Below are 20929 nucleotides of genomic sequence, written 5' to 3' on the forward strand. Positions count from 1 at the left end.
CTGCGGCCTCGTTGAAGCCCGGTTGCGCGAGCCTTGGCACGTCCAGCGCTACCGGATCTCCGCAGCGAACTGCTGCGGCCTCGTTGAAGCACTCCAGCCGATCAGTGTCACGCGCACAGGCCGACGATCTCCGCAGCGAACTGCTGCGGCCTCGTTGAAGCGCAATCTGAGTGAGGCGCGTCTTGACCGCATCAGACAGGATCTCCGCAGCGAACTGCTGCGGCCTCGTTGAAGCATCAGGGTCTCCAGGTAGGAACAACATCGAAGTCGTCAGATCTCCGCAGCGAACTGCTGCGGCCTCGTTGAAGCGCCAGCACGCGCATGCGGCTCGCGTTGGTGACAATGGGATCTCCGCAGCGAACTGCTGCGGCCTCGTTGAAGCCAAGTGATCGAGGCCAGAGATCGTCGTCGCGGCCGGATCTCCGCAGCGAACTGCTGCGGCCTCGTTGAAGCTTTCGTATCGCCGGAAACTGCGGCGGACACTTTCTGATCTCCGCAGCGAACTGCTGCGGCCTCGTTGAAGCACGCCATGATTGCAGCGATGCGGGCGCATGAACGTGAGGATCTCCGCAGCGAACTGCTGCGGCCTCGTTGAAGCATATGTGGCTCGAGGCTGATGCTGCCGCGTTCGGCTGGATCTCCGCAGCGAACTGCTGCGGCCTCGTTGAAGCGCGCCCGAACCTCGGTCAGCCGTCGCCGCCGCCTTCGGGATCTCCGCAGCGAACTGCTGCGGCCTCGTTGAAGCGAAAGCCGGAGCGGCTTGCCGCGGGCTTTTCGTATCGATCTCCGCAGCGAACCGCTGCGGCCCCATTGAATGTACGCTTTCCAATGTCGGTTCAACGAGTTGGGAGTCAGAAATGGCTGCAACCCATGCGAGCTCGTTGAGCCACTGGATCCGTCGTCGGCACCGCTGACGGGACAGCTAGGAATGAAGCGCTGAGGCGGCAATGTCGCGAGCTGTATCCGCCATATGGTGTGTGCGCGAGGGGATAGGAGCTCGCATGCGTTTTCGCGCGCCGAAGGCGGCCAGCTCCATGCTGAGTCGGAGGACACTCGCCCAAAGCTTCGAAAATAACGAAGCGTTGCCAAGAAGAATTCACATTGATCTAACTGCCAGGCGCCCCCACCATGGCTCTATACGAGAATGGAGCCGATCATGCGTGACAATCCCATTGTAATTTCCGAGCCAGACGCGCGCTTGCTGCGTGGCTTGCTTGCGTCGCGCTCTGCTGCGACCCGCGACCAGGAGCATCTGGAAGAGTTGCGTGTGGAGCTGGAGCGCGCCCAGGTGCTGGAGCCGGAGAAAATCTCCGCCAAGGTCATCACCATGAACAAGTTGGTGCGATTCGTCGATCTGAGCAGCGGCAAGCGCCAGGAAGTGGTGCTCGTGAGTCCGTCCGAGGCGGATGTGAGCGCACGGCGCATCTCCGTGCTGGCGCCGCTCGGCACCGCGCTGCTGGGCAACCGCGAAGGTGACGAAGTCGAATGGCTCATGCCCGGTGGCATTCGGCGCTTGCAGATCGAGGCCGTCGTGCCGCTGGAAACCGCGGAGGCCCACTAGCAATACGGAGCAACTTGCCGGATCGAGTCGGCGCAATCGCCTGACGCCTGCTGAAGTCGCCCGGCAGCCAGCCGAGGCGGCGGCCTGCTATGCTGATGGCCTGTCCGGTCGCACTGGACCGTGAGAACGCCGCATGCAACGCTCCCTCATCGTTCTTGGCCTGGTCATTGCCCTGGTCGGCCTCGCCTGGCCCTGGATTTCCAAGCTGCCTATCGGGCGCCTGCCCGGCGATATCGTGATCGACCGGCCGGGTTTCAAGCTGTTCTTTCCGCTCACCACCATGATCATCGTCAGCATCGTGATCTCGCTGATATTGATGATCTTCCGGAAGTGATGATCGAGTCGCTGCATCGAGGAGCATGAAGAACTGATTCGCCCGCCCAGGGCATCTGGCGTGTCGGGGGTCGGGAAAATGCTCGCCCGCCTTCGGAACTTTGTACGCAGAGGCGGCGGCATTATCCGGAGTCCGAGTCGCCGAGTTCCTGGCGCAAGCGAGCAACTGAACCGGCTTCAGGGAACATTCTGTTCCAACTCTTCCAGCCAGACCGTGGCGTTGCCGTCCGAAGGGGCCCGCCAGTCGCCGCGCGGAGAAAGATTACCGCCTGACATCACCTTCGGTCCGTTGGGCAACGCCGACCGCTTGAACTGGCTCATGGCGAAGAAACGCTGCAGAAAGATCTGGAGCCAATGTTTGATGTCTGCTAGCTGATAGGAGCGTCGCACGCTCTCGGCCATGTCTTCCGGCCACGCGCCCTGCATTACGTCGTGCCAGGCGTGCCAGGCGAGGAATGCAATCTTCGATGGTCGCAATCCGTAACGCGTGACGTAGTAAAGATTGAAATCCTGCAACTCGTAGGGACCAATCTTCGCTTCTGTGCTCTGCAGCGCCGCGCCTTGGCCGGGGACCAGCTCGGGAGAGATCCTGGTTTCCAGAATGGAGCGCAAGGTCTGCGATGTGTCGGCATCGAATTGCCCGCTGCCAATGATCCAGCGCACCAGGTGCTGGATCATGGTCTTGGCCAGCGAGCCGTTGACGTTGTAGTGACTCATATGGTCGCCCACGCCGTAGGTGCACCAACCCAGCGCCAGCTCGGAGAGATCGCTGGTGCCCAAGACCAGGGCGCCGCGCTGATTGGCGAGCCGGAATAGATAATCCGTGCGCAGTCCGGCTTGCACATTCTCGAACGTCACATCGAATACCTGCTCGCCAGATGCGTAGGGGTGCTGCAGGTCCGCAAGCATTTGCCTTGCCATCGGGGTGATGTCGATTTCCTCGGCGGTGATCTTCAGTGCACGCATCAGCGCCCAGGCATTCTTCTTGGTGTGTTCGCTGGTCGCGAAGCCAGGGAAGGTGAAACCCAGGATGTTGGCGCGAGGCAGCCCAATCAGATCGAAGGCTTTGGCAGCCACCAGCAGAGCATGCGTGGAGTCCAAGCCTCCGGAGACCCCGATCGTGATCTTGTCGATGCCGGTGGCCTGCAGACGTTTGATGAGACCTTGCGCCTGGATGTTGAACGTCTCGTAGCAGTCGCGATCCAGGCGTGCTGCGTCGTCGGGCACGAAGGGGAAACGATCGACCTGCCGCCGCAGCCCGGTATCGATCGGGCTGCGGGCGTGACTGAAGACGATGCGGCGGAAACGCCGCTCGGGATGGCCCGCCGCAGCGGCCGCATCATTGAACGTCGGCGTGCGCATGCGCTCCAGCCGCAGTCGTTCGACATCGATGTCGGCGACCGCCATCTGGCTCTCCAGCGGAAATCGCTCGGTGCACGCCAGTTGCACGCCGAGCTCGTGAATCGATGCTTGTCCGTCCCAGGCAAGATCCGTGGTGCTTTCGCCAGGCCCGGCGGCAGAGTAGATATAGGCCGCCTGGCAGCGCACCGATTGCGATGCGCATAGCAGGGCACGCTCGTCCGCTTTGCCAACGACGATGTTGGACGCGGAGAGATTACAAAGAATCAGTGCTCCCGCGAGCGCGCCCTGCGTTGATGGGGGCGACGCGGCCCAGAAGTCCTCGCAGATCTCCACGTGAACAATGAAATCGGCGATGTCACGGCAGACAAAGATGAGATCGGTGCCGAATGCGGTCGTCTGTCCCGCCAACTCGATCGACAGCCCCTCGGTGCCGATGCCGGCGGCGAACCAGCGCTTCTCGTAATACTCGCGATAGTTCGGCAAGAACGATTTCGGTACGACGCCGAGCAACTGGCCACGATGCATGACCACCGCGCAATTGTAGATGCGGCTGTTCCTGCGAAGCGGCGCCCCGAGAATCAATACGGGGCGCAATGTTTCCGAGGCTCGCAGTAGCGCGCGAATCTCGTCCTCGACTCTCTGCAACAACGCATCCTGCAGAAGCAGGTCGTCGATGGCATAGGCCGACAGGCCCAGCTCCGGGAAGAGCATCAGGTCCACATGCTGGTCGTGGCCGCGCCGTGCCAGATCGAGCGTTTGCTGGTGATTGAAGGCCGGATTGCCCACTTCGACGCGCGGCGTGCAGCTGGCGACGCGCACCAGCCCATGAGTGTGAATATCGTAAAAGGGCGCTGTCATGAGCCCTCGGCGAGTAAGGTTCGGATGTACTGATTCAACCTGCTGTCGCCAGTCCAGGTTCCTTGAGCGGGCGACAGCCTGCGAGGTTTACGTACTCAGAACCGTAGCTGGCGCGAGCTGGCGGTCTTGGCCATGAGCGCTTGCGAAAAGATGTACAAAGCATGCTTGGTATCGGCCGCCGCACCCGCGCCGATACAGTCGGGCGGAATGACGAGCTCGAACTCCCGAACGTGCGCGTCCATGGCCGTGAACAATACACACTGATGGCTCGTGATGCCGGTCGCGATCAGCCTGCGGACATGCAGCCGGTCGAGCAAGGTGTGCAACGGCGTGCCGAAGAAGGCTGAGTGCCTCGGCTTGAACATGAAGTAGTCCTTCGGCCCCGGCGCAAGCAGTTGAGCAATGTCCCGGCCTCGCGAAGCTGGCTCCATGCAGCGCCGGACGAATGACTTCTGATCCGACTCCCACTTGCCGGCGGTGTCATTGACGTAGATCACCGGTATTCCGGCGGTATGTGCGCGCTCCCGTAGCCGAGCGATGTTTGCCGCTGCCTTGCGTGCGCCGCGCACGATCCGCTCGCCGTCGGGATAGCGAAACTGGGAAAGCATGTCCAGGATCAGCAGCGCTGTCCTGGGTTGACGTTGCTTGCGGGGCATGTGGTCAGAATGTAGTACCGCCCCCGGTTGGTTCCCTGTCGGCGGGAACCCGGCGCGCGCAGCGGGAATTTCCATCGATGCGATGATTGCGAGTGCGCTGGAAAATCTGCTGCTATGGGGAATCTATCCGCTGTGGTTGCTGGCAGGCGCGGGCGACTACCTGTGCCATCGTGTCACCGACATCGAGCACAGCTCGGGCAGCCACGAATCGTGGTATCACGTGCTGCAATTGCTGGTCTTGCTCGTTGCGTTGGCTGTCGCGATGTTGCTTGAAATGAATGCAATGACCTTCGGGGTCATGGTCGCCATGGTATCGGCGCACTCAGTGCTGGCACATATGGATGTTTCCTACACTGACGGCCGCCGCTACATATCGCCGCTCGAACAACATATCCATGGATTCATGAATGTGCTGCCGCTGGTGGCTGTCGCGATGTTCGGCGTATTGCATTGGGACGAGATAGGAACCGGGTTCGACGCGCCTATCCTGTCGCTGGCGTCACCGCTAACGTTGCCGAGTGTGCTGCTGCTGGCCAGTTTCGCGGTGCTGGCCGGCATTCCGATCCTGGAGGAACTGATGCGCACGCGCCGGCATCGCGCCAAGCCCTCGCGGCGCCATCAGGCCGGCTTGGCGACCATCAAATAGAACACCACGACCAGCGAGAAGAAGGCGACGATGCCGAGCGCCACCCACCACTTCAAGAAGCTCCAGTAGCGCTGCGGCAGTTCCGTGCCATTGGTCGTCGCCGATGCGGCCATGTCGCGCATTTTGATTTGCATCCACACCACGGGCAGCCAGCACGCACCTGCCAGCAGATACAACGCGATCGAGACCACGATCCAGGTGCTGGTGAGCGGAAAGCCGGCGAGATGAATCAGATAGAACCCCGTGAGCGGTTGCAGGATGACGGTGGGCGTGGTGAATGCATAGTCCGCAATGACGACATAACGCACGACCGTGGCGATGACACGCGAGTCGCGAGTGAGACTGGCAAAGAACATGTAAAAAGCCGAGCCGAGGCCCGTGCCGAACAGCAGCGTCGACGACAGGATGTGCAGCCACTTTACGACGAGGTATTCCATCGACGCCCTTCCAGCGTATACAGCATGTAGATCGCGGCCAGCATCACCAGGTTCTTGCTCAGCGGCCCATACGGATGCAGCCAGAACTCCGGCAGCTTGAACGTGATGATCAGCGAGTAGCCGCCGATGACCGCGAGCTGCAGCAGCCACAGCCAGCGCCGGCGGCGCAAGACCAATATGCCGATGCCGATGAGCAGGTCCAGCACGGCAGCGCCATACAACATCACAGGTGCGAGTACGCCAGCGATGCCAACGCGAGCGAGCAGCGCGTAGCTTTGCTCCACCGGGTACAGGCCCAGCGACACGATGCCCGTCCAGATCCAGACCAGCGCGATACTGATTCGCAGCAATGGCAGCAGCCACGCAAGCTGAGCTTCTCTGACCAGCCCGTGACGCTGCTCGTCCGTCAGCAGTTGCTCCGGTGCACGTGGCGGCTCGCCAAGCAGACGGCGAGTATCTTCGGGTGAAGCAGTGTTGCCGGCATTGAGCATGGCCAGGGTTTCTCGATCCAACAGCGAACCGGGCAAGTGCTCGGCGATGGCGGCCGACGCCCGCATCATCGCGGCGGGAATGCTTATAAACCTTGCACGGGGCAATTGCATCCGAGCGCGCAATCTTTGCAGGAGATCTCTCAGGCTCATTGGCTCGGGACCGACCAGCGCGACGCGCCGCCGGTGCATTACATCGGTTTCAACGATTTCTTTGATGGCACGAACCGCATCGTCGATGTGAATCGGCTGAACCCGCTGACGCCCGCCACCCGGCAGCGGAATGACCGGCAGGCTGGCGAGCACTGCGAACAGGGTGGCGCTGGCGCCGCCCGCGCCGAAGATCAGCGAGGGCTGCACAATGGTCCAGGACAGATCCAAAGTGGCGAGATGTTCGTCCGCCGCGTGCTTGCTCGTGAAATAGCCTGTATTGCCCCGGTCCGCGCCGAGCGCGGATATTTGAATCACTTTCTTGACGCCGGCCGTCGCGCATGCCGAGAACAATGCTTGCGGCGCGCGCGTATGGATATTCTCAAAGGTCTGCTGGCCGCGCTCCCGCAGGATGCCGACAGCATTGATGACAACATCGACGCCCGCGAGTCTGGGTACCCATGTCTCGGGATCGAGGTCACGGGTAAAATCGCCGCTGACGGCATCTTCGGTCGCATCAGCATGCCGAACGACGGCGATGACACGATGTCCGGACTCGCGCAGTGTGGCGACCAGTCGGCGACCGATGAAGCCGGTCGCACCGGTGATCAGGATGACCATGTCACTAATGGATGGATCGTTGAGGGAACTCGCGAGCCGCCTGCGAGGTTGAACTGACGATGTTTCGCAATGTTCCGCAACGTTCCAGCATGCGCCGCCATTTCGCCACCTTTCGCAGGCGGCCAGGTTCCATGGCGAAGCGCGTCGCGAGCGATGCTCTCGTGTTGGGAAGCGCGGCCAGCGTGACTTCGGCCGCAGCCTTGATGACCTGCAGCGCCTTGCATGAGGGCAGCGTGGCAGGCGGTCTGAATGGTCCCAGTCAATGGTTGTGGGGCGAGCACGAAGCCTATACTCGCGAAGCAACTCTGCGGCACACCGCCGCGGGGTATGCGATTCATCATGCCACGTCCATTTTTTGGGCACTCCTGCACGAAACTGTGTTCGGAGGCAGCCGTCGCAACAAGCCGGTGTTACAACACTGTGCTGAAGCGGCGGTCAGCACCGCGACCGCCTATGTCGTGGATTATCACCTGACGCCGAGGCGATTGCGCCCTGGCTTCGAAAAGCATGTCAGTCCGAAGGGCATGATGGCGGTGTACGCCGCGTTCGCTGCTGGCCTGGCGATTGCGGCGATCGCGCGCGACCGCCGCCGCTGATGCGCAGTGCCGGCATGCAGCCGGCACTGCTATTCACACTACATCCGCGTGTTCAGACGAAAGGTGACCGGTACCTGTTTCCACATCGCCGTCGGCTGGCCGTCGCTGGTGCCCGGCACGAAACGCCAGCGCCGCGCCTCGCGCATTGCGGACTCGTCCAGTTTCGTGTGGCCGCTGGAGCGATCCAGCTTCACTTCGCCGACGCGGCCGTCCGCGAGGACATAGATCGACAGCAGTACCGTCCCCTCGGCGCCCTCGCGAATCATTTGCGGCGGGTACAGCGGCTGACTCAATCCGCGCCGCGCATCGATTCGTGGCTCGACGATGCGAATGGGTGGTGCGGGTTCGACCACATCCCCCGCGCCGAAGTCATTCGGCGCTGTGGGCTCGGGCGCAATGATGGTCGTCCGCTCGTTGAAAGTGTCGTTCGGGATGGGGATCTCCGGTCGCACGGAAGTCGGGATTGGCATCGGCTCGATGTCCACATCCTTGATCTCCACCTGCTTGGGCGGCGTGGGTTGCTCGGGTATCGGGATGAACACCGGCGGCTCAGAGATGAACTGTTTTATCATCTGCGGCGTCAGGCCGCTGCTCAGCGTCCAGAAGAACCCCACGTGCAGGAGCACGATGATCGCCAGCGCCCAGCCGCGGGGCGATCTCCAATTGTGCATCGATGGAAAACTGTTGATCGTCGTCGCAGTCATTATTTATATCTCCCGGCGTGTTGTTGGAACTCGCCCGTGCGCACGAGCGAGCGTTACGCGGAAGGTGCGGCGACGGCCCTATCCGGTGGCCGATGTGTTCAGTGCGCCGGACGACGATCGGCGCTGCACCCGCGGCCCGAATCTGCGCCCGGGTGTGGGGCTCCCGGAAGTAAGCATATTCCGGTTGGGGCGTTGGGGAATTTTCCTTTGGCTGGGGTTGTCGAATTGGGCTTGTAATAACAAAAAACAGCTCTGATCGATGCGGCGCCCGCCGCGTCACCCTGCTGCACCCGCCGCTGCATCGGCCGGGCCGGCCCCGCCGATCCAGAATGGGGCGCGATGCCGAATGGGGGGCACGGTTTCCTGACCAAAGTCAGTGCCGCCAGAACGCGCTTGATCGAATCTTGCGCCCAGCGAATACTTCGCTGATCAACAACGCGCTGCAGCCCTCCCGTGAGCTCCGGAATACTGAGAATCGAAGGCCGCGATGTCCCCGTGATGAGCGAGCCTTTCAACACCATTCTGGAGGAGATCGCCAGCGAGCTGGAACTGCGTCCCTTGCTGACCAGCATCATTACGCGCGCCTGCAAGTTGCTGGGCGCGCACAGCGGCGCAATTGGGTTGTATGTGCCGCGTCGGCACACGGTGCAGGTCGAGGCCGTTCATCAGTTGCCGCTGACCGAGCTGGGGCTGGAGTTCGAGCCGGGCGAGGGCTTGATCGGCAAGGTGCTGGCCAACGGCCGGCCCGTGGTCGTCGACCGGTATGGCGTGCTGGAGCGCATTTCATTGCCCGAGCTGCGGGAAAACGCTGTCATCGGCGTGCCCATCCATGGCCCGGGCGGCGGCTTGCTCGGTGTGTTCGGGATCGGTGCGCCGCCGCCGCGAAAATTCGGTACCGCCGATCTGGAGACATTGAGTTTGTTTGCACGACACGCGGCCATCGCGATTCAGAACGCGATGCGCTACGAACGCGAGAAACGTCGCACCGAGCGCATGACGCTGATCGCCCATATCGCTCGCGTCATTACCGCCGGCCTGGAAGCGAACGAGCTGGTCGCGACCGCCGCGCAAGTGATTCACGAACATCTCGGCTATCCGAATGTCGTCATCCCGCTGCTGTATCGCGACGAGGACGAGGAGTATCTGCTGTTCGACGGGCACGCCGGCAACTATGGTAATGTGATGGACCTGTCGCATCGTATGCCTGTCACCAAGGGTGTGACTGGCAGCGCCGTTCTGACGCGCAACGCGCAGATCGTCAACGATGTGCGCAAGGACCCGCGATACGTGCCGCCACCGATTCCGATCAATGTGCGCACCGAGTTGGCCATGCCCATCGTGCTGGGCGATGAGGTGTTCGGCTGCATCAATATCGAAGGCTTGAATCCCTTCGATGAAGACGATGTCGCCAGCATCCAGATCATTGCCGATCACCTGGCGGTCGCGATCAAGAACACCAGCTTGTCGCGCGAGGCGCGCCAGGCCGCGGTGATGCGCGAGCGGCAGCGGCTGGCGCGCGATCTGCACGATGCGGTCAGCCAGGCGTTGTCCTCGATCAGCTTGATGTCGCAATCCATCGTGCCGGCGTGGCGCCGCGATCCGGCCGAAGGCGAGCGTCGGGCGCGGCGTATCGAAGAGCTGGCGCGGCTGGCGTTTGCTGAAATGCGGGCACTGTTGCGCGAGCTGCGACCCGATTCGACGGGCGATGTAGGGCTGAATTCCGCCGACAATGCCGGTGTCGGAGACGTGAAAAAGATGGGGCTGGCCGCGGCGTTGCAACGTTTCGCCTTCATCCTGGCGCCGCAGACGCCGAGCATTCGGCTGGATTTCGCCGCTTACCGGCCGCAATCGCCCTCGCTGGAGGAGCGGTTGTATCTGATCTGCCGCGAGGCGTTGTCGAATGCCATCCGTCATTCCGGGGCGGGCAGGCTCGATGTGAGCGCCGCAGTCAAGGACGACGTGTTGATGCTGAGCATTCAAGACAACGGCCGCGGCTTCGATGTGGCGGCACGTGCCGAAGTCATCAATGATTCCCCCGAGCAAGGAATCGGTCTGCAGACCATGAGCGAGCGCGCCGCCGCGCTCGGCGGCGTCTGTGAGGTTCAATCGCAGCCTGGACGAGGGACCACCGTATGCATTCGTATTCCGCTGCTGGCCATGACACCATGACGGCCTCGACGCAGACCATCAAGCTGCTGCTGGTCGACGATCACGGCATCGTTCGCGAAGGGCTGCGCGCACTGCTCGACGATGGCGAGGAATTCGTCATCGTCGGCGAGGCCAGCAACGGTGACGAAGCGTGCGAAGCGGTCCGCCGCTTTCAACCCGATATCGTGCTCATGGATTTGAAGATGCCCGGCATGGCGGCAAGCGATGCCATTCGCGTGATCCGCGCGACTTCGCCCTCCGTGAAGGTCATCGCGCTCACCAGTTACGCCGAAGATGGGCAAGTGCGCGAGATCATGGCGGCCGGCGCCGCCGGTTACATTCTCAAAGATGTGACCAAATCCGATTTCGTCACCGCGCTGCGTACTGTCGCTGGCGGCCAGACGTGGCTGCATCCCCTCGCGCAACGATCGCTCGTCGAGCAACTGCGCAATCGCCAGGCCGATCCTCTGGCGCTGCTCACACAGCGGGAGCGCAGCGTGCTCGAACTGATTGCGCACGGCATGAGCAATCGCCAGATCGGCGACGAGCTGCATCTCACCGAAGGAACGGTAAAGGGTTACGTCAGCACGATTCTCGCCAAGCTCAAACTCGAAGATCGCACGCAAGCTGCGCTGTTCGCGGTCCAGCGGGGAATGGGTCGCCGCTGACCGCCCCTGACACGACCGGCGCTTGTGTAGAATTGGCGCCATCATGCCGACACTCGAGAGGAAGCAGCTTTGAGCACCAATGTGAGTGATAGCTCGACAGTCGCCGGTGTCGACGGCGCGATTCAGGCGGACGTGGTCATCGTCGGGGCGGGCCCGTGCGGGCTGTTCCAGATTTTCGAGCTGGGCCTGCTGGGGATCCGTGCCCACATCGTCGACTCGCTTCAGCATCCCGGCGGTCAGTGCAGCGAGCTGTACCCGGAAAAGCCCATCTACGACATTCCCGCCTTGCCGGTCTGCGGCGCGCAGGAACTGGTCGACCGGCTGTTGCAACAGGCCAAGCCGTTCAACGCGCAGTTTCATCTTGGGCAGGAAGTCACCGAGTTGAAGGTGTTGCCCGACCAGACGTTTCTATTGCGCACGTCGCTGGATACGCGCTTTCACGCCAGGGCGGTGATCATTGCCGGCGGTCTCGGCTCGTTCCAGCCGCGCCGGCTCGGCTGCGAAGGCGTCGAAGCGTTCGAGGGCACGAGCATTCATTACAAGGTGAAAAACGCGGCCGAGCTCACGGGCAAGGATTTGTTGATTTTCGGTGGCGGCGATTCGGCGCTGGATTGGACCTTGGAGCTGGTTGGCAAGGCCCGCAGTTTGACGCTGGTGCATCGACGTGCGGAATTTCGTGCAGCGCCTGCATCGGTTGCGAAGATGCGCGATCTCGTCAGCTCCGGAAGCATGCGCTATGTGGAAGCAATCGCGCAGTCGCTCATCACCGAGGGCGGCGAGTTCAAGGGCGTGCGCGTGAAAAGGAACGATGGCGAGATCGAAGATCTGCTGGCGGATCGCGCGCTCGTGTTCTTCGGCTTGCATCCGAAGCTCGGGCCGATTGCCGAATGGGGCCTGGCGCTGGACAAGCGCGCCATCCAGGTCGATACGGAGAAGTTCCAAACCAGCATCCCGGGCATTTTCGCGGTCGGCGACATCAATACCTATCCCGGCAAGAAGAAGCTGATTCTGTCGGGCTTTCACGAAGCGGCACTGGCCGCGTTCGCGGTGGCCGCGCATCTCAATCCGGCCAAGAAGATTCCGCTGCAATACACGACCACCAGTCCCATCATGCAAAAGCGGCTGGGTGTCGCCGGAGAGCAATGACGTGGATCCGCTGCTTGCCGACCTGCTCCAGGTACTGAAGCTCGAACGCCTGGAAGTCGATTTGTTCCGAGGCGAATCCCGCGATCCTGGCGTGCGCCGCGTGTTCGGCGGGCAAGTGCTCGGGCAGGCGCTGGCCGCGGCGTATGCGACGGTGGAAGATCGGCCGGTGCATTCGTTGCATGCGTATTTCCTGCGTGCCGGCGATCCCGATCATCCGATCGTGTATGAAGTGGACCGCAGTCGCGACGGCAAGAGTTTTTCCTCCCGCCGCGTGGTGGCCATTCAGCATGGCGAGCAGATATTTCACATGTCGGCATCGTTCCAGGCGGAAGAGCCGGCGCTCGACCGGCAGGGCGAGATGCCGCAGGTGCCCGATCCCGAGTCGCTGCCCGACCTGGTCACGGCGATGGCCGAGTTGAAACGCAAGGCGCCGGATCGGCCACGGCCGTTTCGCGATCATCCTCATCCGTTCGATTTCAGGCCCGCCGAGTTGCCCGATCCTCTCGCCGAGATTCCGCGCGAGCCGCGCGTCAAGATCTGGGTCCGGCTCAAAGGTCGACTGCCCGACGATCCGGTCCTGCATCACTGCCTGCTGGCCTATACCTCGGACTACTTCCTGCTCGGTCCGGCCAGCATGGATGCCCGCATGAGCAAGGAGCGTGAACGCTTGCAGATGGCCAGCATCGACCACGCAATGTGGTTTCACCGTCCGGCGCGGGCGGATGAGTGGCTGCTGTACGTCAACGATAGTCCCACGGCGTCGGGGGCTCGAGGCTTCGCCCGGGGCAGCTTGTTCAGCCGCGATGGGCGGCTGGTGGCATCGACGGCCCAGGAGGGGCTGGTCCGGCGCGTCCCAAGAACCGACCAGGGCAGCTGAAGCGCCCTGTTTCGGTGCGTCCCGGAGTGCTGCCGAAGCGCCCTAAGTCGTTGATCCGCGTGACCCCTTTCTAACCGTCATCTGTTCATATCCAAAGCGAATTTCTGCTTTGGCCGGGGCGGCTTACAGTCCCGCACCATGTATCAGTACGACCAGATCGACCAAACGCTGGTGGACCAGCGCGTCGCCCAGTATCGGGACCAGACGCGGCGTTTTCTCGCGGGCCAGTTGTCCGATGAGGATTTCAAGTCGCTGCGCCTGCGCAACGGCCTGTACATCCAGAAGCATGCGCCGATGCTGCGCATTTCGATCCCCTACGGCCTGCTGCGCACCCAGCAGGTTCGCATGCTTGCCCGCGTCGCGCGCGAGTACGACAAGGGCTATGGCCATTTCTCGACTCGCCAGAACATGCAGTTCAACTGGCCGAAGCTGGAGCTGGTGCCCGACATCCTGGCGCTGCTTGCCAGCGTGCAGTTGCATGGCATTCAGACCAGCGGCAACTGCATTCGTAACGTGACCGCCGATCACCTCGCCGGGGTGGCGGCGGATGAGCTCGAAGATCCGCGTCCCTGGTGCGAATACGTTCGCCAGTGGGCGACGCTGCATCCCGAGTTTTCGTATCTGCCGCGCAAGTTCAAGATCGCGATCACCGGTTCACCGCAGGATCGTGCCGCTTCGCGCGTGCATGATGTCGGACTGCACCTGGTGAAGAACGCCGCAGGCGAAGTCGGCTTCGAAGTGCTGGTGGGTGGCGGCCTGGGCCGTGCGCCGATGATTGGCCATGTGATTCGCCAGTTCCTGCCGAAGCAGGATCTGCTCGCGTATCTCGAAGCGATCTTGCGCGTGTACAACCTGGAAGGCCGGCGTGACAACATTCACAAGGCGCGTATCAAGATCCTGGTGAAGGCGATCACTCCGGCCAAGTTCCGCGAGCTGGTCGAAGAAGAATTCGCGGCCGCGAAGGACACGGCACCGCAGTTCGACGCTGCGGGTTTCGAGCGCATCAAGGCGTTCTTTGCGCCGAAGAATTACGAAACGCTGCAGGACCAGGACGTGGTGTCCGGCAAGCCGGAAGAGTTCCGCCGCTGGTATCAGTACAACACCCGCAAGCACAAGGTGCCGGGTTACCGTGCCGCGTTCATTTCATTGAAGTCGCCGACGCGTCCGCCGGGCGACATTACCGCGGACGAGCTGGATCGCGTTGCCGATCTCGCCGATCAGTATTCGCTGGGTGAGGTGCGCTCGACGCACGATCAGAACGTGCTGTTCGCGCACGTGAAGCAAAGCGACCTGTTTGCGCTGTGGCAGGCGCTGAAGCCGTTGGATCTGGCGACGCCGAACATCGGCACGCTGACCGACATGATCTGCTGCCCGGGCGGCGATTTCTGCGCGCTGGCCAATGCCCGCTCGATCCCGCTGGCCAGGCAGATCAACGAGCGTTTCGACGACATCGACTATCTGTACGACCTGGGCGAGATCCAGTTGAAGATGTCGGGTTGCATGAATGGCTGCGGCCATCATTCCGTCGGCCACATCGGTGTGCTGGGCGTCGATAAGAACGGCGAGGAGTGGTACCAGATCACCCTCGGCGGCTCCACCGGCGGTCAGGACGCATCGCTCGGCCAGGTGATCGGCCCCAGCGTGGCCCACAACGACGTCGCCGAGACGATCGAACGCATTCTCGATGTTTACGTCGAGCAGCGGTTGGAAGAGGAACGTTTCCTCGACACCGTCCGCCGCATCGGCATCGCTCCGTTCAAGGCCAGGGTTTATGCGCCGTCTCATCAAGCAGCGTGAAGTCATCATCGACGATTGGCGCTACGCCGACGAAGATCCAGTCGGCCGCGAGCGGGCGCTGATCCTGCCGTTCGCCCGCTGGAAGACCGAGCGTGAGCAATGGTGGCTGTGGGATGGCCGGCTGGGCGTGCGCCTTGGGCCGACCGATCCGGTCGCCGAGCTGAAGAACGACTTCACGCGCGTCGGGCTGGTCGCGATTGAATTCAGTGGCTTGCCGGAAGGGCGGGGTTACAGCCAGGCGGCCCTGCTTCGTACGCGTTACAAGTTCACCGGCGAGTTGCGAGCGGTGGGCAAGATTCAGCGCGATCAGCTGTTCTACATGGCGCGTTGTGGCTTCGATGCTTTCGAGCTGCCGGAAGGCGCCGATCTCGACGTGGCGCTCACTGCATTCGATGACTTCTCGGTGGCGTATCAGGGCGCCGTCGATGCTGCCGGCGTCCACGTTCAGCGTCGCGCAGTCTGAGGCGCGACGGTCTCGAGCCGAACCTTCCGAATAACCTCCCCCTGATCTGTCCACCACGGACGCCGGCCCTCTAGCGGCCGGCCGGTCTGGAACTATTGTTCCGTGCCGGGAACCCAGCCGCTGTTGCGCGCGCTGTGCTTGCAACCCTTGCTGTTTGCGGTGATTTCTACTGCAATGGGCGTGCGGCGCGTGTGATCCACGAGCGGAGCGGCAGATGGCTCTACGGCAGAATCTGGGCAGTTCTCCCATGAAGGCAGCGTTGCTCGCATGTCTGCTGTTCATGTCTGCTGCGTGCACGTCGGCCGCTTGGGCCGCGCAGGAGAAAGCCGCGCGAGAAGGGCAACCCGAAGCTCCCAGCAATCTGCTGGTGCGGCTCGAAATCCGCGACGCGATCGGCCCGGCGACGAGCGGCTTCCTGCTTCGAGGCCTGGAGCGTGCTCGGGAGCGCAATGCGCAGCTGGTCGTGATCGAAATGGATACGCCCGGCGGCCTGGACACGGCGATGCGCGAAATGATCCAGGCCATCCTTGCATCCCCCGTTCCCGTGGCGATTTACGTCGCCCCTTCCGGCGCACGCGCGGCGAGTGCCGGTACCTATCTGCTTTATGCGAGTCACATCGCGGCGATGGCGCCAGCGACCAGCATCGGGGCCGCGACGCCGGTTCAGATCGGCGGCGGAGGTTCGAGTCCGCCCGATGCCAAGGACAAGCCGGCGAAGGACAAGCCTGCAGATGACAAGCAGAAGGACGGCAAGCAGGAAGAGGGCAAGCAGGAAGACGAAAACGTCGCGCCGGGGACGGCGACCGAGCGCAAAGCCATCAACGATGCCGTCTCCTTCATTCGCGGCTTGGCCGAGCTGCGCGGCAGAAACGCCGATTGGGCCGAAGAAGCCGTGCGCAAGGCTGTCAGCCTCACGGCCAGCGCGGCGCTGGAACAAAAGATCATCGATGTCGTGGCCGCCGACTTGCCCGATCTGCTGCGGCAGATCGATGGCCGCGAGGTGCGCACTCAATTCGGCACCGTTCAGCTGAAGACCGAAGGCTTGGTGATCGAAGACTTCGAGGCCGACTGGCGCGTCAAGCTGCTCAGCGTGCTGACCAATCCGAATGTCGCGTACCTGCTGATGCTCGCGGGAATCTATGGACTGCTGCTCGAAGGATACAACCCGGGTGCCGTCCTGCCCGGCGTCGTCGGCGCGGTGAGCTTATTGCTGGCCTTGTATGCATTTCAGATTCTCGACGTGAACTATGCAGGGCTCGCGCTGATCGCGCTGGGCATCGCATTGATCGTGGGCGAGGCGTTCTCGCCGAGCGTCGGCGTGCTCGGAATCGGTGGCATCGTTTCTTTCGTGATCGGCTCCATCCTGCTATTCGACACGGGCGTGCCGGGTTTCCAGATTGCGCGCGGCCTGATCGGCGGTGCTGCGTTCGGCGCAGCCATCATCATGCTGCTGACTGTCACCCTGTTCATGCGAGCCAGAAAGGCGCCCGTGACGAGCGGCGTCGAGCAGATGCTGCACGAAACCGCGGTAGCCATGGAGGATTTCGATACCACCGGCCACGTTACCATTCGTGGTGAGATCTGGCAGGCGGTGGCGCGCGCGCCGGTCAAGAAAGGTCAGCGGCTGCAGGTTGTGCGGGTCGATGGGCTGACGCTCGAGGTCGTGCCGCGCGAATAGATTTTCTTCCCTGTCACGAGGAGCGCACCATGTATCTGATCGTCCCCGCGGCCATAGTGCTGTTCTTGATCTTCAGCTCGATTCGTATTCTGAAGGAATACGAGCGCGGCGTGATCTTCACCCTGGGCCGTTACACTGCCACGCGCGGGCCGGGCCTCATCCTCGTCATTCCTTTCGTGCAGCAGATGGCCAAAATGGATCTACGCGTCATCGTGCTGGACGTGCCCACCCAGGATGTCATTTCCCGCGACAACGTTTCGGTGAAAGTGAACGCGGTGGTGTACTTCCGCATCGTCGATCCGGCGCGCGCCGTGATCCAGGTGGCCAATCCATTCGAGGCTACCAGCCAGCTGGCGCAGACCACGCTGCGCTCGGTGCTCGGCCAGCACGAGCTCGATGAAATGCTCGGCCAGCGGGAGAAGTTGAACATCGACATCCAGCAGATCCTGGATCACGCCACCGACGCCTGGGGCATCAAAGTCGGCAACGTCGAAATCAAGCACGTCGACCTGGACGAGACCATGATCCGCGCCATGGCCAAGCAAGCCGAAGCCGAACGGACCCGCCGCGCCAAGGTCATCCACGCCGAAGGCGAGAAACAAGCCTCGGCCATGCTCGTGGAAGCCGCCCAAGCGCTCAGCGCCGAACCTCGCGCCATGCAGCTGCGCTACCTTCAGACCCTGACCGACGTTGCCAACGATCGCACCACGACGCTGGTCTTCCCGCTACCGCTCGATCTGATCAAACCGCTGCTGGATCGTTGAGCTGCCAGCGGTTGGCGGTTGGTGGTTAGTGGTTAGTGTAGAAGGGAGGCGTTTGGCAGCGTTCCAACCACTAACCGCCAACCACTAACCGCTATCCCGCCTGAAAGCGCGCAAGGTCGTCCTGGCCGGCGGGTGAGCTGCCGCTGAGGTCGGCGAATTGCAGGGCGGCGAGGCGGGCGTAGAGCTCGTTGCTCTGGAGCAGCTCGGCGTGAGTGCCGATGTCGACGATGCGGCCGTGGTCGAGGACGACGATGCGGTCGGCTTTCAGGATGGTGGCGAGGCGGTGCGCAATGATCAGCGTCGTGCGATGTTCCATGAGGCGTTCCAGAGCCTCCTGGATGTAACGCTCGCTCTCGGCATCGAGCGAGCTGGTGGCTTCGTCGAGCAGCAGGATCGGCGGATCTTTCAGCAAGGCGCGAGCGATGGCGATGCGCTGGCGTTGGCCGCCGGACAGTCGTGTGCCTTTTTCGCCGAGGAACGTGTCGTAGCCTTGTGGCAGCTCTCGAATGAACTCATCGGCACCGGCGGCGCGGGCAGCGGCTTCGATGTCGGCGTCGGAAGCGCCGGGGCGGCCATAGCGAATATTCTCTCGCGCGGTCGTGCCGAACAGCACGGTTTCCTGCGGAACCAGGCCGATGCGCGCGCGAACGTCTTCCGGCCGTGCCTTCGAGATGTCGACGCCGTCGATGGTGATGCGTCCGGACTCCGGGTCGTAGAAGCGCAGCAGCAGCTGAAACGTCGTGCTCTTGCCCGCGCCCGAGGGGCCAACGAACGCGACGGTTTCACCCTGCTCGATGGCCAGCGACAGGTCATCCAGCGCCAATGATTCAGGCCGCGATGGATAGCGAAACGAGATGTGCTCGAACGTGATGCGCCCGACGGGCGGCGTGGGCAGCTTCTGCGGCTTCGGCGGAGCGACGATGTTCGGTGTGGCAACCTTCAACTCGACCAGGCGCTCCATCGCGCCGGCGGCGCGCTGCACTTCGCCCCACATTTCGCTCAGCGTCAGCGCGCTGACCGCGACATACATGGCATAGATCAGGAACTGGCTCAGCTCGCCGGCGGTCATCTGCCCATCGAGCACCCGGTGCGCGCCTTGCCACAGCACGAACGTGATGGCGCCGAAGATGGTCATCGTGCCGATGGCCGACATGGCGGAACTGACCTTGGTGCGCCGAACGGCCGCGCGGAACGACGCTTCAACCGCCTCGGCATAGCGCTTGGTGTGCAGTCCTTCGAGCGTGAATGCCTGCACCGTCTGAATGGCGTTCAGCGTCTCGCCCGCCAGGCTGCTGGTATCGGCGACCTTGTCCTGCGATTCGCGCGACAGTGTGCGCAGCTTGCGCCCGATAGCAATGATCGGCACCACCACGAACGGAATGAGCACCACGATCATGCCGGCGAGCGAGGGACTGGTGATGATCATCAACACCATCGCACCGACCATCTGAATGGCCGAGCGCAACGTCATCGAGAGATTGACGCCGGCGATGCCCTGGACCAGCGTCGTGTCCGTTGTCAGCCGCGACAGCACTTCGCCGACGCGCGTGATTTCGAAGAACGTCGGATCCATCCGCACTACGCGCGCATATACATCCGCACGCAGATCGGCGACGACTCGCTCGCCCAGCCACGTGACGAAGTAAAGCCGCAGAGCGGCGAACGTGCCGAACAGCGCGGCTGCCCCCAGAAAAGCCACGAAGTACGTGTTGATGGTCTCGGCGTCCTGCGCCGCCATGCCGCGATCGATCAGATCGCGAAAGGCCATCGGGATGATCAGCATCGCCGCCGCCGCCACCAGCAGCGCGATCATGGCGAGCGACAGGATGCCGACGTAACGGCGCAGGTACGGCCACAGCTCGCGCAGCGGTTTCAACGAGCGGGCTTTGGGTCTTTCTTCCATTTCGGCTGACATAGGGGCGCGAACGTCCTTATCTGAAACGCCGTCGATCCCGCGACGGCTGGCAGAGTCCTGTCACAGTGAATAAATGAGCCGGCTCAGCGATACACCGGCAACTCGACATCAGAGAACAGCGCTTCCACATCGGTGGGCGTGGCCGCGTTGCCAGCCCGATCGATCAGCCGGCGCGTCAGGTGCGGTGCTAGCAATTGCAGGAAGTCATACATATAACTGCGCAGCAGGGCGCCTTGATGAAAGCCCGCCCAGGTCGTGTGCGCGGGGAACAGGTGCGACGCGTCGATGGACACCAGGTCCGAATCTTCGCGCGGGTCCACCGCCATGCTCGCTACGATACCGACACCCATCCCCAACCGCACGTAGGTTTTGATCACGTCGGCATCGCGAGCCGTGAGGGCCACGTGCGGCGTGATGCCATGACGCGCAAAGATCTGCTGCAGCGACGAGGGTCCCGAGAACCCGAACACATAGGTGACGATGGGGTACTTGCCCAGGGTCTCGATGGTCGGTTTGCCTTCCTGCGCGAGCGGATGTCCCTGCGGCACGACGATGCGGCGATGCCAGCGATAGCAGGGCAGCAGCACCAGGTTGGTGAACAACTCGTTCGAGCCGGTGTTGATGGCGAAATCGATGCGATCCCGCGTGGCCATATCGGCGATCTGCTCGGCGGTGCCCTGGTGGAGATGCAGCTCCACGTCCGGATAGCGCTCGCGGAAGCGCCGGATCACCTGGGGCAGCACATACCGCGCCTGGGTGTGGGTGGTGCCGATGGAGAGCTGGCCCTTCCCGTCGCCCTTCTGCTCCTCGGCCAGGCGCTTGATGCTCTGGACTTCCTTGAGGATCTTCTGTGCTCGCTCGATGACCCGTTTGCCGGCGGGTGTGACGCGCGTCAAGGTTCGCCCCTGGCGCAAAAAGATGGGGAATCCGAGCTCGTCCTCGAGCTGTTTCAGCTGTTTGCTGACCCCCGGCTGGGAGGTATGCAGGCGCTCCGCCGCCGCGGTGATGTTCAGATCGTTCTCAACGATGGCAGCAAGGTACCGTAATTGTTGTAGTTTCAT

At 62.6% G+C, this 20929-nt stretch carries 19 protein-coding genes and 1 CRISPR repeat array; of the genes, 12 read left to right on the top strand and 7 right to left on the bottom strand.

Going from position 1 to position 20929, the window contains the following annotated elements:
- The first annotated feature begins 54 nt into the window (after nt 1-54).
- A CRISPR array of direct repeats spans nt 55-817; the repeat unit is 36 nt; unit sequence GATCTCCGCAGCGAACTGCTGCGGCCTCGTTGAAGC.
- Between the two features lie 339 nt (nt 818-1156).
- The gene (gene rnk, locus VGE08_RS08090) at nt 1157-1561 is read left to right on the top strand and encodes a nucleoside diphosphate kinase regulator (RefSeq protein ID WP_331067354.1); all 405 of its coding nucleotides are present in this window, start codon (nt 1157-1159) and stop codon (nt 1559-1561) included.
- A 133-nt stretch (nt 1562-1694) separates the two neighbouring features.
- Nucleotides 1695-1895, top strand: coding sequence for a DUF2905 domain-containing protein (locus VGE08_RS08095; protein WP_331067355.1), 201 nt, complete (start codon nt 1695-1697; stop codon nt 1893-1895).
- Between the two features lie 176 nt (nt 1896-2071).
- On the opposite strand, the gene VGE08_RS08100 is transcribed toward VGE08_RS08095, so the two are convergent.
- The gene (locus VGE08_RS08100) at nt 2072-4114 is read right to left on the bottom strand and encodes an NAD(+) synthase (RefSeq protein ID WP_331067356.1); all 2043 of its coding nucleotides are present in this window, start codon (nt 4112-4114) and stop codon (nt 2072-2074) included.
- Between the two features lie 95 nt (nt 4115-4209).
- Nucleotides 4210-4770, bottom strand: coding sequence for an isochorismatase family cysteine hydrolase (locus VGE08_RS08105; protein WP_331067357.1), 561 nt, complete (start codon nt 4768-4770; stop codon nt 4210-4212).
- An 82-nt stretch (nt 4771-4852) separates the two neighbouring features.
- Between VGE08_RS08105 and VGE08_RS08110 the strand changes: the two genes are divergently transcribed.
- Nucleotides 4853-5416 (top strand): hypothetical protein, encoded by a 564-nt coding sequence (locus VGE08_RS08110; protein WP_331067358.1) that lies wholly within the window; start codon nt 4853-4855, stop codon nt 5414-5416.
- Here VGE08_RS08110 and VGE08_RS08115 read toward each other — a convergent pair.
- Both VGE08_RS08115 and VGE08_RS08120 read right to left on the bottom strand, forming a co-directional pair.
- Nucleotides 5389-5853: a DUF2269 domain-containing protein gene (locus VGE08_RS08115; RefSeq protein WP_331067359.1), complete on the bottom strand. Its 465-nt coding sequence runs from the start codon at nt 5851-5853 to the stop codon at nt 5389-5391. The two genes, VGE08_RS08110 and VGE08_RS08115, sit on opposite strands and share 28 nt — an antisense overlap.
- Nucleotides 5835-7112, bottom strand: a complete 1278-nt coding sequence (locus VGE08_RS08120) for an NAD(P)H-binding protein (protein ID WP_331067360.1) — start codon at nt 7110-7112, stop codon at nt 5835-5837. The genes VGE08_RS08115 and VGE08_RS08120 overlap by 19 nt, the downstream gene beginning before the upstream one ends.
- Before the next feature lie 131 nt (nt 7113-7243).
- On the opposite strand from VGE08_RS08120, the gene VGE08_RS08125 reads away from it, so the two are divergent.
- Nucleotides 7244-7708, top strand: coding sequence for a hypothetical protein (locus VGE08_RS08125; protein ID WP_331067361.1), 465 nt, complete (start codon nt 7244-7246; stop codon nt 7706-7708).
- Between the two features lie 38 nt (nt 7709-7746).
- On the opposite strand, the gene VGE08_RS08130 is transcribed toward VGE08_RS08125, so the two are convergent.
- On the bottom strand, nt 7747-8412 hold the full coding sequence (locus VGE08_RS08130; RefSeq protein WP_331067362.1) for a TonB family protein: 666 nt from the start codon (nt 8410-8412) through the stop codon (nt 7747-7749).
- Between the two features lie 453 nt (nt 8413-8865).
- Between VGE08_RS08130 and VGE08_RS08135 the strand changes: the two genes are divergently transcribed.
- The 8 genes from VGE08_RS08135 to VGE08_RS08170 all read left to right on the top strand — a co-directional run bounded on the left by VGE08_RS08135 (nt 8866) and on the right by VGE08_RS08170 (nt 17953).
- Nucleotides 8866-10581 (top strand): GAF domain-containing protein, encoded by a 1716-nt coding sequence (locus tag VGE08_RS08135; protein ID WP_331067363.1) that lies wholly within the window; start codon nt 8866-8868, stop codon nt 10579-10581.
- Nucleotides 10578-11228, top strand: a complete 651-nt coding sequence (locus VGE08_RS08140; RefSeq protein ID WP_331067364.1) for a response regulator transcription factor — start codon at nt 10578-10580, stop codon at nt 11226-11228. Before VGE08_RS08135 ends, VGE08_RS08140 begins: the two co-directional genes overlap by 4 nt.
- A gap of 81 nt (nt 11229-11309) precedes the next feature.
- Nucleotides 11310-12374, top strand: coding sequence for an NAD(P)/FAD-dependent oxidoreductase (locus tag VGE08_RS08145; RefSeq protein ID WP_414717472.1), 1065 nt, complete (start codon nt 11310-11312; stop codon nt 12372-12374).
- A gap of 1 nt (nt 12375) precedes the next feature.
- Nucleotides 12376-13251, top strand: a complete 876-nt coding sequence (locus tag VGE08_RS08150) for an acyl-CoA thioesterase II (protein WP_331067366.1) — start codon at nt 12376-12378, stop codon at nt 13249-13251.
- A 138-nt stretch (nt 13252-13389) separates the two neighbouring features.
- Nucleotides 13390-15048: a nitrite/sulfite reductase gene (locus VGE08_RS08155; protein ID WP_331067367.1), complete on the top strand. Its 1659-nt coding sequence runs from the start codon at nt 13390-13392 to the stop codon at nt 15046-15048.
- The gene (locus VGE08_RS08160) at nt 15023-15511 is read left to right on the top strand and encodes a DUF934 domain-containing protein (RefSeq protein ID WP_331067368.1); all 489 of its coding nucleotides are present in this window, start codon (nt 15023-15025) and stop codon (nt 15509-15511) included. The genes VGE08_RS08155 and VGE08_RS08160 overlap by 26 nt, the downstream gene beginning before the upstream one ends.
- A 214-nt stretch (nt 15512-15725) precedes the next feature.
- A complete protein-coding gene (locus VGE08_RS08165) occupies nt 15726-17189 on the top strand; it encodes a nodulation protein NfeD (RefSeq protein WP_331067369.1) in 1464 nt (487 codons plus the stop codon).
- Between the two features lie 29 nt (nt 17190-17218).
- The gene (locus VGE08_RS08170; RefSeq protein WP_331067370.1) at nt 17219-17953 is read left to right on the top strand and encodes a slipin family protein; all 735 of its coding nucleotides are present in this window, start codon (nt 17219-17221) and stop codon (nt 17951-17953) included.
- 91 nt (nt 17954-18044) lie between these two features.
- On the opposite strand, the gene VGE08_RS08175 is transcribed toward VGE08_RS08170, so the two are convergent.
- Both VGE08_RS08175 and cysB read right to left on the bottom strand, forming a co-directional pair.
- The gene (locus VGE08_RS08175; RefSeq protein ID WP_331067371.1) at nt 18045-19856 is read right to left on the bottom strand and encodes an ABC transporter transmembrane domain-containing protein; all 1812 of its coding nucleotides are present in this window, start codon (nt 19854-19856) and stop codon (nt 18045-18047) included.
- A 95-nt stretch (nt 19857-19951) separates the two neighbouring features.
- Complete coding sequence (gene cysB, locus VGE08_RS08180) at nt 19952-20929, bottom strand: HTH-type transcriptional regulator CysB (protein WP_331067372.1); 978 nt, start codon at nt 20927-20929, stop codon at nt 19952-19954.

It is taken from the genome of Steroidobacter sp., assembly GCF_036406195.1.
Taxonomy (GTDB): domain Bacteria; phylum Pseudomonadota; class Gammaproteobacteria; order Steroidobacterales; family Steroidobacteraceae; genus Steroidobacter.

Coding starts and splice junctions, on each gene's coding strand:
- VGE08_RS08155 (WP_331067367.1), top strand. CDS start 13,390: ATGTATCAGTACGACCAGATCGACCAAACGCTGGTGGACCAGCGCGTC.
- VGE08_RS08165 (WP_331067369.1), top strand. CDS start 15,726: ATGGCTCTACGGCAGAATCTGGGCAGTTCTCCCATGAAGGCAGCGTTG.
- VGE08_RS08115 (WP_331067359.1), bottom strand. CDS start 5,853: ATGGAATACCTCGTCGTAAAGTGGCTGCACATCCTGTCGTCGACGCTG.
- VGE08_RS08175 (WP_331067371.1), bottom strand. CDS start 19,856: ATGGAAGAAAGACCCAAAGCCCGCTCGTTGAAACCGCTGCGCGAGCTG.
- VGE08_RS08105 (WP_331067357.1), bottom strand. CDS start 4,770: ATGCCCCGCAAGCAACGTCAACCCAGGACAGCGCTGCTGATCCTGGAC.
- VGE08_RS08120 (WP_331067360.1), bottom strand. CDS start 7,112: ATGGTCATCCTGATCACCGGTGCGACCGGCTTCATCGGTCGCCGACTG.
- VGE08_RS08125 (WP_331067361.1), top strand. CDS start 7,244: ATGGCGAAGCGCGTCGCGAGCGATGCTCTCGTGTTGGGAAGCGCGGCC.
- VGE08_RS08160 (WP_331067368.1), top strand. CDS start 15,023: ATGCGCCGTCTCATCAAGCAGCGTGAAGTCATCATCGACGATTGGCGC.
- VGE08_RS08100 (WP_331067356.1), bottom strand. CDS start 4,114: ATGACAGCGCCCTTTTACGATATTCACACTCATGGGCTGGTGCGCGTC.
- rnk (WP_331067354.1), top strand. CDS start 1,157: ATGCGTGACAATCCCATTGTAATTTCCGAGCCAGACGCGCGCTTGCTG.
- VGE08_RS08170 (WP_331067370.1), top strand. CDS start 17,219: ATGTATCTGATCGTCCCCGCGGCCATAGTGCTGTTCTTGATCTTCAGC.
- VGE08_RS08130 (WP_331067362.1), bottom strand. CDS start 8,412: ATGACTGCGACGACGATCAACAGTTTTCCATCGATGCACAATTGGAGA.
- cysB (WP_331067372.1), bottom strand. CDS start 20,929: ATGAAACTACAACAATTACGGTACCTTGCTGCCATCGTTGAGAACGAT.
- VGE08_RS08095 (WP_331067355.1), top strand. CDS start 1,695: ATGCAACGCTCCCTCATCGTTCTTGGCCTGGTCATTGCCCTGGTCGGC.
- VGE08_RS08110 (WP_331067358.1), top strand. CDS start 4,853: ATGATTGCGAGTGCGCTGGAAAATCTGCTGCTATGGGGAATCTATCCG.
- VGE08_RS08140 (WP_331067364.1), top strand. CDS start 10,578: ATGACGGCCTCGACGCAGACCATCAAGCTGCTGCTGGTCGACGATCAC.